This window comes from Microbispora sp. NBRC 16548, from assembly GCF_030268985.1.
Classification (GTDB): domain Bacteria; phylum Actinomycetota; class Actinomycetes; order Streptosporangiales; family Streptosporangiaceae; genus Microbispora; species Microbispora catharanthi.
Map to the genome: position 1 here is coordinate 183,355 of NZ_BSSF01000011.1, position 12,490 is coordinate 195,844.

Here is a 12,490-nt window from a genome sequence, read left to right on the forward strand (position 1 = left end):
GAAGGACATCGCGTGGCACGCGCCCGTACGGCTCACGCGCGGAGGATGTCGCCGGGGATCTCGTCGGGAATCCACGAGCCGTGGAATCCGGCCGGCACCCGGCGCGGCAGCCGTACGGACGCCACCTGGGCCAGGTCCGACGCGTCGAGCACGAGCAGCTCGGCGCCGTGCTCGGTGCCCGCGATCGACAGCAGCCAGCCCTCGTCCTCGGCCCTGGCGCCCGAGGCGGGGACGAACACGGCCTCGCCCGGCGAGCGTTCGCCCGTCTGGTGCGCCCGGCTCGCGCCGTTCGCGGTGTCGTACTTCACGATCGCGCCCTTGCTGACCGCGTATATATAACGGCTGGTCAGACCGGTGCGCGTCTCGTTGATCGTGGGGAACTCGACGTCCAGGTCGTCGAGCGGCTCGTCCTTGGCGACGCCGGTGGCGGGATCGAGCGTCCAACGGTGCAGGGCCGCGCCCCCGGTGTGGGCGGCCGGGTTGACCGCGCCGCCGATGGTCGGCCAGAAGCCGCAGAACGCCCCCGGGGAGTAGCGCACCGCGTCGACGACGAGGCGCCCGTGCTCGTCCTCGCTCGCGTTGCCCACGTGGAAGACGTAGCAGGGGTCGATCTCGAACCACCGCACGTCGCCGGTCCCGCGGCTCATCACGCCCAGCCGCGCGCCGTACGCGTCGTCCCACCGGTACGGCATGCCGCGGCCCACCAGGTCGAAGTCGAAGACGACCGGCAGGTCGAGCCACACCACGTGGTGCTTCGTGATCGCGAAGTCGTGGGCCATGGTGGGCCCGGGCACGTCCACCGGTCTGCTCTCCACCAGCTCGCCGGCTGCGGACAGGCGGTGGTAGGTGAGGTAGGGCTTGGCCCAGCCGTACCCGAAGAAGTGCAGCTCCCCGGTGATCGGGTCCTCCTTCGGGTGCGCGGTCATCGCCGTGGCCAGCCGCCCGCCGAAGTCGCAGGGGCCGACCGTGTCGAGCTCCGGCGTCATCTCGTACGGCAGGCCGTTCTCCACGAGCGCGAGGATCTTGTCGGCGTGCCGGATCACGTGGGTGTTGGCGGGGACGGCCGCGAGGTCGACGCCGCGCTCGTGCACATACGGCGCGCCGGCGAGGCGGGTGGTGCGGACCCAGCGGTTGCGGTACCACTCGGCCCGTCCGTCGCGCAGCCGGACGCCGTGGAGCATCCCGTGACCGACGAACCAGTGCCCGGGGTCCTCTCCGGGGCGGGGGTTGGGCCCGTTGCGGAAGTAGCGGCCGGTGAGCTCGGGCGGGAGCGTGCCCTCGATCGGCAGGTCGAGCGCGTCGATCTCGTCGGGCACGGGGGCGAGGCGGCCGGTCAGGTAGGAGGCGGTCATGTCGGTGATTCCCTTCAGGCGGCGTAGCGGGCGCGGACGATCTGGGGGTAGCGGATGGTGAACAGGGCGGGGAGCGCGAAGCCGCAGACCTTCACCGCGATGATCGCGGCGGTGGCGTGCGGGGCGAAGGCGAGCAGCAGGGCGAGGCCGACGGCGTTGAGGGTGAAGCCCACCGCCCACACGGCGGTGATGACGGCGTTGACGCGGTAGAACAACGGGGTCGCGTGCACCTCGGGAGCGGTCGTCCGGCGGGCGATGCCCAGCGTGAACGGCTTGCGGATGGCCAGCGACCCCCAGGCGGTGAGCGCCAGCCAGGCCACCGAGACGGCCGGGCCGTACTCGCCGAAGGGCGCCGGCGTGACCGTGAACGCGGCGAGCGTCAGACCGGCGAAGAACACCCCCGAGCTGAGCTCGATGACCATCTCGTCCCAGCCACGCCCCGCCCTGCGGTCGACGGCGAGCAGCACGATCGAGACGAGGAGCGCGGCCGCGGCTCCGAATCTGGCCTCACCGTTCGTGCTGAGAACGGCGAAGGCGATCCAGGGGAGGAAGGTGAGGACGTAACGGAGCACGGGGGGTTCCTTAGTTCGACGTTCCATTAGTGACATGTCGAAAGTAGAACCTCCACTAGCGACATGTCAACACAGGAATGTACGATCGGACCCATGAGCCTTCGTCATGCCATGCTCGGCCTTCTGTCGGCCGGGCCCGCCAGCGGCTACGACCTGCTGAAAACCTTCGAGCTGTCGCTGGAGAACGTCTGGCCCGCGACCCAGAGCCAGCTCTACGCCGAGCTCGGCCGGCTGGCCAAGGAAGGGCTGGTGCGGGTCGCGGCGGAGGGCCCGCGCGGGCGGAAGGAATACGAGATCACCGAGGAGGGCCGGGCCGAGCTGCGCCACTGGCTGGTCGAGGTGCCGCCCACCATGACCCGGCGCAGCGACATGCTGCTGCGGGTCTTCTTCCTCGACCAGGTCGGCACCGGCGCCGCCCGCGGCTATCTGGAGCGGCTCGCCGAGCGTGCCGTCCACGAGCACGACCAGCTCCTCGGCATCCGCGAGTTCGTCATCGGCCAGGGCAACGACGCGCTGCGGCTGTACGGCGACATCGCGCTGGAGTGGGGCCTGCGCCTGACCGCCGCGCAACGCGACTGGGCCGAGTGGGCCGCCGGGCGGGTGGCGGCGCTGGAACAGGAGAAGGCACTGGAGCACGAGAACGCGCTGGAGCACGAGAAGGCCGGGCAGGCCGGGGCGGAGTGACACCTTCCGGGACCCGGCGGCATCTGACGATCCGAGCCGTCCGCGACCGAGTGGCGGACCTACCCGCCCGACGTGCCTATACCGGCACCCCTGCGCACGCTCCTGACGAGCACGACAACTCGGCATACATCGGATGGCGATCCGGCCGGGTCATGCTCCTGCCATGCCGCGATCGGGGCGCGGTGCGGGGGAAGCGGGGGCACGGCTCCGGGGGGCGCCGGCGGGGGCCGGTGCGGAGCCCGTGACCCGGCCGCGGCGTTCCGCAGCACGCGGGACGCCGCAAGGTGGCACGGGGATGACAGTGGCGGACGGGGACGACCCATGGATCTGCACGGCTGGGACACGGTGACCACGCTGTCGGTGGAGTCCGTGAACCGGATGCTCGCCGTCCGGCCGCGGACGCCGGCCGACGAGTTCTCCTTCGAGGGAGAGAACTTCGGCACGCCGTACAAGGGCTCTGCGCGTCTGGGGGCATGGCGCGTCCTGCCCGGCGACCCGGGAGACCTGCTGCGGCTGGCCCTGCCGATCGTCTCGGGAGGCGTCGCGGGAGGATCCGGCGACGCGATCGACCTCACCGGCGCCACCGCGGTGGTGACGGTCTCCCTCCACCTCCTGCCGGGTGACGTGGGACGGCCCAGGGACCTCGTGTTCGACCTGACCAGGGCCGGCCAGCCGGGCGACGTGCCCGTGCCCGGCGTGGTCACCCCTGTGGCGCTCACCGGCCCGGCGAAGGCCCTCGACCGGCTCGGGGAGACCGGGCGGGACATCGTCGTGGGCGCCATCGCCGAGCACCTGGTCGAGCACGCCACCGCGCTGTCGTACGCGCTCGCCCAGGTCAACCTGGTCGCACCGGGCCAGGGCGGCCGGCTGAACCCGGTCCGTTCTGCGTTCTGCTACTCGCGTAGCCTCGCGCCCGACGACCCCGGGCACGTCGCGGTGCTCAGCGTCACCGACGGCCGTGACGTCTCCGGGCTGCCCAGGGTCGTCGACCCGGAGCTGACCACCGGCGGCGGGGAGGTGACGTTCGCCGTGTCCCCGGAGCTGTTCCTGACCGAGATGGTCCGGCCCGGCCTGCCCGGGGTGTTCGGCGGCGACGCCTCCGTCGCGGACCTCGCCTACGATCCCGCCCTGCGGGCCGTACGCAACACGTCCACCTTCTCCACCAGATCCCTGCATGAAGGGGCGATCTGGTACACACCGCGCGTGACGTCGCTGACGGTCGGGGTCGTCGGGGGTGAGCTGGCCATCCGGGTCGAGGGCGACTGCGATCTCAAGGCCGGCATCTCGATGACCTACTGGGTGACGAGCCAGTCCCGCATGGTCTTCGACCCCGCCTCCGCCCGTATCTCGTTCGTCTCCGACCACGAGCCGCGCAGCGGCTACCAGGCAGACGTTCCCTTCTGGTACATCCTCGGCGGGCCGGTGGTCGAGGGCGTCACCCAGCTGATCGTCACGATCATCAGCAAGGACCTGGCCGGACGGCTCGGCTCCCAGGAGGGACCGACCGGGCTGGACCGGTGGACCAGCAGGTCGGTGCAGTGGCGCGGAGCCCGCACCGTCGCCGTCGAGCGCGCGGCGCTCGACGGCTGTTTCCTCCTCAGCGGCCGCCTGGCCTGACGGCCGGCCCGCGATCACCGAGCATCCCAGGGAGATGCCATGACACTGCAGATACCCCTCGGCTCCCTCAGCTCCCCCGACTTCGACAAGAGCAGCCTGCTCCACCTCCAGCTGACCGACGCCGAGCTCAGCAAGGCACGCGAGGAGCAGGGACAGGCCCGGCTCGCGTCGGCCGCTCCTGCCGCTTCGGGGGTGACGTTCAGCACGGGCGGCTGGGACACGGTCTTCGCCATCCGGATCAGCGACGTCAACCGCGCCATCGCGGCGAACAAGGTCTCGCCCACCACCTGGCGGGCGCGGGTCGAGGCCTCGGACTTCGGCCCCCAGATCGACGCGACCGGCACCTTCGGCACCTGGTCGGTGGCCACTGGCGGCGGATCGGGCACGGACCTGCGCATGCACCTGCCGTTCACCGCCACGCTGACCGTGAACGGGAAAGATCACGTGGTCAAGGGCGGAGTCGCCTACGTGCTCGTCCATCTGATCTACCTGCCCGACCCCGGTACGCGGGGTCCCGGCTCCAAGGACCTCGTGGTCCGCACGACCGACCAGGGCCCGGACAGTCCCGCCGTCGACGTGTCCTCGGTGACCTACACCTCGCCCGCATGGGACAAGAACCTGGACGGCGCGCTCGAGGAGGTCCTCAAGGCCTGGTGCAAGGACAACATCGCGGAGTTCAAGCACGTGTTCGCCACCGTCGACATCGGCAAGATCGACGGCGAGGGCGACTTCTCGTGGCTGACCCCCACCTACACCGCGTACGCGTACGCCGACGGCCCCACCCCTGACGACGCGCTGCTGGGCGTGCTCTGCATGACCGACGGCCGCGACGTCGCCGGCAAGGTCGAGGGACTCGAGTCCGGCGCCCTGCCGGAGGGCGCACGAGCCGGCCTCAGCATCTCGGCGGAGCGCTTCCTGGAGAAGATGGCTCTTCCCGGCATCCAGTCCCACTTCCCCAATGCCTCGCCGAAGACGTTCAAGGTGACCAACAACAACACCCAGATCGAGGCCGTTGAGACCGTCAAGCTGGATCCGGTCCGGGTCGGGCTCGTCGACTACCACCCGGAGATGACGACCTTCCAGGTCACGGTGTCCGGAACCGAGCTCGAGATCTACGCGTACGTGCACACGAACATCTCGCCGGGCATCGACGCCTACGCCGAGATCACCCACTACGCGACGCTGAAGCTGGGCACGAAGGCGGACGGCACCCAGTCCCTCACGTTCGTGGAGACGCGGGAGCCGAAGAAGAACGGCTGGTCCACGGTGGCGCCGTGGGTGGAGGGAACGGAGATCGCCGCGGACCTGATCCTCGCCGTCGTGAGCGCCGTCGCGTCCAACGTGGCCACCGCCGGCCGGCGGATCGTGATCCGGGTGGTCATCGCGATCGTCGCGGCGGGGCTCGTCGCGACCATCGTCGGAGTCCTGGAGAAGATCCCGGAGTGGATCGCCGGTGACGTGCCGGACGCGCTACCGCCCATCGACCCGCTCGTGGAGAGCGCCACCCGCCCGTTCCGCTGGCCCAACGCGAAGAAGGAGTTCGCGCTCACCGGCGTCGGTTTCAACGGGGCGCTGCAACTGAGCATCAACCCCGGGTTCCCCGACGCCTGACCACGGCCGGGGCGAGGCCGTGGAGCAGGGCGTCGAGCGCGCGGTCGAAGCGCTCCTGATGGTCCTCGGGGGTGCCGAGCCCGGCGCGCAGCGCCTCGACCAGGACGGGGTACTCCCCCGGGTCCAGGCTCTCCATCACGCCGGTTACGTCCGGCTCGTCGTGCCCGGGCGTACGTCCGGCCTCGGCCAGCGTGTGCCCGACGACGAACGTGGCCACCGCGTTGACGAGCTGGAGTCCCTCCAGCGCACCGAACCCCTCGGCCCGCAGGGCGGCCGCCATCCGCTCCACGGTCGCCAGGCCGCCGGGTGCGAGCACCGGCCGGGTGGCGACCAGAGGCAGCAGGGCGGGATGCGCGAGCAGCTCCCGCCGGATCGCGACCGCGAAGGCGCGCAGCCACTCGCGCCACGGGCCCACCGGCTCCACCGTGACCCGCGAGACCGCCATGTCGATCAGCCCGTCCAGGACGGCGTCCTTGTTCGGCACGTAGTAGTAGAGCGTCATCGCCTCCACGCCCAACTCGGAGCCGAGCTTGCGCATCGACAGCGCCGCGATGCCCTCCCTGTCGACCAGGGCCAGCGCGGCGGCGAGCACCTTCTCCCTGGACAGTCCCACTCTCAGCATCGGTCCTCCACTTGACGTCTCTTACGCCGTAAGAATATCGTCCTCTTACACCGTAAGAAACGAAGGGGACACAATCATGAGCACCGCCGAGAAGACCGTCGTCCAGGGGCTGTTCGACGCCATCAACGACCGGAGGCTGGGCGACCTGCGCCGCTGTATGACCGACGACGTGATCGACCACAACAAGGTGATCCACGGGGAGCCCGACGAGCCGGGCGCGGCGTTCGACGCCATCGCCCAGCAGCTCGACGCGTTCGACCCGTTTCACCTGAAGGTCGAGGAGATGATCGGCGAGGGCGACCGGGTGGCCGTGCGGCTGACGATGTCGGGGGTGAACTCCGGCTCTCACCCCCGGATGCCGGAGCCCACCCACCGTTCGTTCACCGTCGAGGCGATCTTCATCCTCACCCTGCGGGAGGGGAAGATCTCCGAGATGCGCGCGGTGAGCGACCGCCTGGGCCTGTTCCTCCAGCTCGGCTGGGACTGGCCCGAGGTCGACTGACCTATCGGGGCGTCAGTGAGTGGCCATGTCCACGAAGCGGCTGTAGTGGCCCTGGAAGGCCACCGTGACCGTGGCCGTGGGGCCGTTGCGGTGCTTGGCCACGATCAGGTCCGCCTCGCCCGCGCGCGGCGACTCCCGCTCGTACGCGTCCTCCCGGTGCAGCAGGATGACCATGTCGGCGTCCTGCTCGATGGAGCCCGATTCACGTAGGTCTGACACTTGGGGACGCTTGTCCGTACGCTGCTCGGGACCACGGTTGAGCTGGGAGATCGCGATGACCGGCACCTCGAGCTCCTTGGCCAGCAGCTTCAGGGCCCGGGACAGCTCCGAGACCTCCTGCTGGCGGCTCTCGGTCTTCTTGGGCGAGCTCATGAGCTGGAGGTAGTCGACGATCACGAAGCGCAGGTCGTGACGCTGCTTGAGGCGGCGGCACTTGGCCCGGATCTCCATCATCGACATGTTCGGAGAGTCGTCGATGAACAGCGGCGCCTCGGCGACCTCGCCCATCCGGCGGGCCATCCGCGTCCAGTCCTCGTCGCTCATCATGCCCGAGCGCATCGTGTGCAGCGCCACCCGCGCCTCCGCCGAGAGCAGACGCATGGTGATCTCGTTGCGCGACATTTCCAGCGAGAAGACGACCGTGGTCATCCCATGCTTGATCGCCGCAGATCGGGCGAAGTCCAGACCTAGGGTGCTTTTTCCGATTGCGGGGCGGGCGGCGACGACGATCATCTGGCCGGGGTGGAGGCCGTTGGTCAGGGCGTCGAGGTCCTGGAAGCCGGTCGGGACGCCGACCATCTGGCCGCCGCGGCTGCCGATGGCCTCGATCTCGTCCAGCGCCGACGGCATGATCTCCGACAGCGGGAGGTAGTCCTCGGACGTGCGGCGCTCGGTGACCTTGTAGATCTCGGCCTGCGCGCGGTCGACCAGGTCGTCGACCTCCTCGCCCTGGCCGCCGTACCCGTAGGAGACGATGCGGGTGCCGGCCTCGATGAGGCGACGCAGGACGGCCTGCTCACGGACGATCTTCGCGTAGTAGCCGGCGTTCGCGGCGGTGGGCACGATCGCGGTCAGCGTGTGCAGGTAGGCGCCGCCACCGACGCGGGCGACCTCGCCGCGCTTTTGCAACTCGTCGAAGACGGTCACCGAGTCGGCGGGCTCGCCCCGGCCGTACAGGTCGGTGATGACCTCGAAGACGATCTGGTGGGCCGGCCGGTAGAAGTCGTCGGCGCGCAGCACCTCGATGACGTCGGCGATGGCATCCTTGGACAGCAGCATGCCGCCCAGCACCGACTGCTCGGCCTCGATGTTGTGCGGCGGCGTCCGCTCGAACATCGAATCGGAGCCTCCCGGTCCCCCCGGGAAGTCGAGCACGCTCACCCTCACACCCCCTGCCCAGCGGTCACAGCATCCCCAACCCGGTGCGCAAGTCTCCCGAACCCCAGGGCCGGGCGGCAACTTGACCAGTGGACAACCCTGTGGACAACGTGTGCAGTCCGCTCCCCTGACATGTGAAAACCCTGGGGACGACCCTGTGGACAGCGATGTGACCACACCGGCGAAGGCCGCCCCCACCTGGGATTTCGATATCCACGGCCTGTGGAAGAAAGAAAGTCACCGGAGATTCGCGATACCGATCGAGCATGGCTCCGTAAGCCGCAAAATAGGCTTATGCCACTTACCTCCGGAACGGGACACGGCCGTGCCCACGACAGGGAGATCCTCAGGCTCGCGATCCCGGCGTTCGGGGCACTGGTGGCCGAGCCGCTCTTCCTGCTCACCGACTCCGTCATCGTCGGCCACCTTCCCGATCCTGCGCTCGGCGCTCTCGGCGTGGCCAGCGCGGCCCTGTCGGCCCTCGTCGGGCTGTGCGTGTTCCTCGCGTACGCCACCACGGCCGCGGTCGCGCGAAGGCTGGGGGCGGGGGACGTCAGGCAGGCGATGCGCCAGGGGATGGACGGCCTGTGGCTGGCCGCGATCATCGGCCTGGCCGTCAGTGTGGCGTGCTGGCCTCTTGCTCCATTTATCGTACACCTGTTCGGAGCGACGGGCCAGCTCGCCGCGCAGGCCGTCACCTATCTGCGCATCAGCCTCCTCGGCACCCCCGGCATGCTGCTGGTCCTCGCCGGCACCGGCGTCCTGCGCGGGCTGCAGGACACCCGCACGCCGCTGGCCGTGTCGGTCGCGTCGTTCGCGCTGAACGCACTGCTCAACATCTGGTTCGTGCTCGGCCTCGGCTGGGGGATCGCCGGATCGGCCTGGGGCACGGTCGCCGCGCAGTCCCTGGCCGCCGCGGTCTACCTCGCGCTGGTCGTGCGGACCGCCCGCGCGCACGGCGCCTCGCTGCTGCCCGACCTCGCCGGGGTGCGGGCCGCCGGCACCGCCGGGTTCGCCCTGGTCGTCCGTACGGCATGCCTGCAGGCCGTGCTGCTCGTCGCCACCTCGATCGCCACGCGGATGGGCGACGACCAGATCGGCGCGCACACGATCGCCGCCCGGATCTGGACGTTCCTCGCCTTCGCCCTCGACGCCATCGCGATCGCGGGGCAGGCCATCACGGGCCGCGCGCTGGGCGCGGGCGACACCGCGGGCACCCGGGCGGCCACCAGGCGCATGGTGATGTGGGGCGTCGGGTGCGGCGTCGTGTTCTGCGCGGCCGTCCTGCTGGCGCGCCCGCTCGTGCCCGCCCTGTTCGACGCGCGGGGCGCGGTGGCCGCCGAACTGCTCGCCGTGCTGTGGCCGGTCGCGCTCCTGCAGCCGGTCGCGGGCGTCGTGTTCGTGCTCGACGGCGTGCTCATCGGGGCCGGCGACCAGCGCTACCTCGCCTGGGCGGGCCTGTGGACGACGCTGGCCTACCTGCCCTTCGCCGCCGTCGCGGGCACCCTGGTCGCCCTGTGGCTCGCGCTCGGCGTCTGGATGGCCGCCCGGCTCGTCACGCTCGCCCTCCGCGCGTACGGCACCGCCTGGATGGTCACCGGCGCCTCGGGGACGGCCGCCTGACTCACATGCGGCGGGCCTCCAGCACGCGCTGGAGGAACGCCCGGGTGCGGGGATGCTCGGGTGCCGTGAAGATCTGCTCGGCTGAGCCGCGCTCCAGCAGCACGCCGCCGTCGAGGAAGCAGACGGTGTCGGCGATGTCGCGGGCGAACCCCATCTCGTGGGTGGCCAGGATCATCGTCATCCCGGTCTCCTTGAGCTCGCGGATCACTCCGAGCACCTCGGTGACCAGCGTGGGGTCGAGCGCGGAGGTGACCTCGTCGAGCAGCAGCAGGCGAGGGTTGGTCGCGACCGCGCGAATGACCGCGACCCGCTGTTGCTGGCCGCCGGACAGCCGGTCGGGGTACTCGCCCGCCTTGTCGGCCAGCCCGAACCGGTCGAGCAGCTCCCTGGCCTGTTTCTCTGCCTCCTCAGGCCGCACGCCGTGCACCTTGCACGGCGCGAGCGTGATGTTGTCGAGCACGGTCATGTGCGGGAACAGGTTGTACGCCTGGAACACCATGCCGATGCGGCGGCGCACGTCGTCGGCGTCGGCCCGCACGTCGGTGATCTCCGCGCCGTCCAAGTGGATCGCGCCGTCGTCGATCGTCTCCAGCAGGTTGACGCAGCGCAGCAGCGTCGACTTGCCCGAACCGGACGCGCCGATCAGGCAGACCACCTCGTGCGGGGCGACCTCCAGGTCGATCCCGCGCAGCACGCTCAGCCCGTGGTAGTTCTTCCAGACGCCCTCGACCTTGAGCAGGCTCATGCCGTGCCGCCTCCCGTACGGCGCCGGGCGGCCCGCGCGGCGAGATGGTCGGTGAACCGCGCCATCGGCACGGTCAGCGCGATGAACAGCAGCGCGGCGGCCACATAGGGCGTGTAGTTGAAGTCGTATTGCGCATGGATCGAGGCTTGCCGCAGCGCCTCCAGCGGACCGAGCACGGTGACCAGCGCGGTGTCCTTCTGCAGCGAGGTGAAATCGTTGAGCAGCGGCGGGACCACTCGCCGGACGGCCTGGGGCAGCACCACATAACGCATGGTCTGGCCGTGGCTCAGGGCCAGCGACCGCGCCGCCGCCCGCTGGCTCGGGTGCACCGACTCGATCCCCGCCCGGAACACCTCCGCGACGTACGCCCCGTAGGACAGAACGAGCGCGATGATGCCGAGCGTCACCGGGTCGCTCGGCGCGCCCTGCAACTGGAGCGCGGGAATGCCGAACCCGACCAGGTAGATGAGCAGGATGGTCGGGATGCCGCGGAAGACGTCGGTGTAGAGCACGGCCAGTGCGCGCAGCGGGAAGAACACCGGCGAGCGCAGGCCGCGCACCAGCGCGACGAGGAGCCCCAGCACCAGGATGAACACCTCGGCGATGAGGAAGATCTGGATGTTGAGCAGGAACCCGCGCAGCACGTCGGGCATCGCCTTGACGAACGCCTCGGGGCTGAAGAAGGTCTCCCGCACCCGCGGCCAGCCGGGCGACGTGGTGATCACGACGACCAGCGCGACCACCACGACGATCGTGGACGCGGTGGCGATCGACGTCGACCGCCGCGCCCGGCCGCGCAGCTCCGCCTCCCGGCGGAGCTGCCGCTCGCTCTTCACCCAGACGGGCGATCCCGCGTCCTCCGGCATCCCCGGCGGCGCGGCGGCCTCTCCTTCGGTCACTTCAGCTCCGGGGCGCCCGCGGCGGCCGTCAGCCACTGGCTCTCGATCTGCGCCAGCTCACCGGACGACTTGACCTCGCCGAGCGCCTTGTCGACGCAGCTCACCAGCGGGCTGCCCTTCTGGAACAGCAGGCCGAACTCCTCGGGCTCGCCGCTGTTCGCGGCGAACTGGCCGACGATCTTCGAGCCCTTCACCTGGGCGGCGGTGACGTAGAAGGCCGTCGGCAGGTCGACGACGATGGCGTCGATCTGCTTGTTCTTCATCGCGTTGATCGCGTCGACCTGCTGGTTGAACACGCTCGGGTCGTGCGTGGGCTGGATGACCGACTGCACCGCCTGCAACGCGGTGGTGCCGGCCTGCACGCCGATCTTGGCGTCCTTCAGCTCGGCGAGGGTCGTGGCGGAGGCGAACTTCGTGCCGTCCAGCGCCACCACACCCTGCTTGACCGTGTAGTAGCCCTGGCTGAAGTCGACGGCCTTGGCCCGTCCCGGCGTGACGGAGATCTGGTTGATGTCGAAGTCGAACTGCTTCGGCCCGGGCGCGTACGACGAGTCGAACGGCACCACCGTCCAGGCGACCTCGTCCTTGCTGAAGCCCATCTTCTGCGCCACCGCGTAGGCGACCGCGCTCTCGAAGCCCTGGCCGTTGGAGGGGTCGTCATCCTTGAACCACGGCTCGTACGCCGGCTTGTCGGTGCCGATCGTGAGCTTCCCGGGGGTGGTGAGCTTCAGGCTCTCCTTCGCGCACGCGTTCGCGGCGGCGGAGCCGGCCGGGCTCGCGGCGCTCGCGGTGGTGGAGGTGTCGTCCGCCGGAGCGCAGGCGGCGGCCGCCAGCACAAGGGCGCCGGACGCCAGCAGGAGTGAGGGACGGCGCATAACAGCCTCCA

12 protein-coding genes are annotated in these 12,490 nt (G+C 70.4%); 5 read left to right on the forward strand and 7 right to left on the reverse strand.

What is annotated here, in order from left to right:
- Positions 1–32: 32 nt before the first annotated feature.
- Entirely contained in the window at positions 33–1,352 is a 1,320-nt protein-coding gene (locus QSK36_RS28775) for a carotenoid oxygenase family protein (protein ID WP_285784513.1), read from the reverse strand.
- 14 nt (positions 1,353–1,366) lie between these two features.
- The gene (locus QSK36_RS28780; protein ID WP_139575496.1) at positions 1,367–1,924 is read right to left on the reverse strand and encodes a hypothetical protein; all 558 of its coding nucleotides are present in this window, start codon (positions 1,922–1,924) and stop codon (positions 1,367–1,369) included.
- Positions 1,925–2,017: 93 nt separating this feature from the next.
- Here QSK36_RS28780 and QSK36_RS28785 point away from each other — a divergent pair, with 93 nt between their 5' ends.
- The 3 genes from QSK36_RS28785 (at position 2,018) to QSK36_RS28795 (ending at position 5,836) form a co-directional block, all read left to right on the forward strand.
- Positions 2,018–2,608 carry a PadR family transcriptional regulator gene (locus tag QSK36_RS28785; RefSeq protein ID WP_183538280.1) on the forward strand — a complete coding sequence of 197 codons (591 nt, stop codon included), beginning with the start codon at positions 2,018–2,020 and terminating at the stop codon, positions 2,606–2,608.
- A gap of 321 nt (positions 2,609–2,929) precedes the next feature.
- Positions 2,930–4,225: a TULIP family P47-like protein gene (locus QSK36_RS28790; protein WP_285784514.1), complete on the forward strand. Its 1,296-nt coding sequence runs from the start codon at positions 2,930–2,932 to the stop codon at positions 4,223–4,225.
- A gap of 39 nt (positions 4,226–4,264) precedes the next feature.
- Entirely contained in the window at positions 4,265–5,836 is a 1,572-nt protein-coding gene (locus QSK36_RS28795) for a TULIP family P47-like protein (protein ID WP_285784515.1), read from the forward strand.
- Here QSK36_RS28795 and QSK36_RS28800 read toward each other — a convergent pair.
- Entirely contained in the window at positions 5,811–6,458 is a 648-nt protein-coding gene (locus tag QSK36_RS28800) for a TetR/AcrR family transcriptional regulator C-terminal domain-containing protein (RefSeq protein WP_285784516.1), read from the reverse strand. The genes QSK36_RS28795 and QSK36_RS28800 overlap by 26 nt on opposite strands.
- A gap of 76 nt (positions 6,459–6,534) precedes the next feature.
- Here QSK36_RS28800 and QSK36_RS28805 point away from each other — a divergent pair, with 76 nt between their 5' ends.
- Positions 6,535–6,960, forward strand: coding sequence for an ester cyclase (locus QSK36_RS28805; RefSeq protein ID WP_285784517.1), 426 nt, complete (start codon positions 6,535–6,537; stop codon positions 6,958–6,960).
- Positions 6,961–6,972: 12 nt separating this feature from the next.
- On the opposite strand, the gene dnaB is transcribed toward QSK36_RS28805, so the two are convergent.
- Positions 6,973–8,295, reverse strand: coding sequence for a replicative DNA helicase (gene dnaB / locus QSK36_RS28810; protein WP_183538682.1), 1,323 nt, complete (start codon positions 8,293–8,295; stop codon positions 6,973–6,975).
- 336 nt (positions 8,296–8,631) lie between these two features.
- Between dnaB and QSK36_RS28815 the strand changes: the two genes are divergently transcribed.
- The gene (locus QSK36_RS28815; RefSeq protein ID WP_285784518.1) at positions 8,632–9,960 is read left to right on the forward strand and encodes an MATE family efflux transporter; all 1,329 of its coding nucleotides are present in this window, start codon (positions 8,632–8,634) and stop codon (positions 9,958–9,960) included.
- 1 nt (position 9,961) lies between these two features.
- On the opposite strand, the gene QSK36_RS28820 is transcribed toward QSK36_RS28815, so the two are convergent.
- The 3 genes from QSK36_RS28820 to QSK36_RS28830 are packed head-to-tail and all read right to left on the reverse strand — an operon-like array spanning position 9,962 to position 12,479.
- Entirely contained in the window at positions 9,962–10,705 is a 744-nt protein-coding gene (locus QSK36_RS28820; RefSeq protein ID WP_183538271.1) for an amino acid ABC transporter ATP-binding protein, read from the reverse strand.
- On the reverse strand, positions 10,702–11,604 hold the full coding sequence (locus QSK36_RS28825) for an amino acid ABC transporter permease (RefSeq protein WP_285784519.1): 903 nt from the start codon (positions 11,602–11,604) through the stop codon (positions 10,702–10,704). The genes QSK36_RS28820 and QSK36_RS28825 overlap by 4 nt, the downstream gene beginning before the upstream one ends.
- Positions 11,601–12,479 carry an ABC transporter substrate-binding protein gene (locus QSK36_RS28830; protein ID WP_183538269.1) on the reverse strand — a complete coding sequence of 293 codons (879 nt, stop codon included), beginning with the start codon at positions 12,477–12,479 and terminating at the stop codon, positions 11,601–11,603. The genes QSK36_RS28825 and QSK36_RS28830 overlap by 4 nt, the downstream gene beginning before the upstream one ends.
- Between the last annotated feature and the right edge of the window lie 11 nt (positions 12,480–12,490).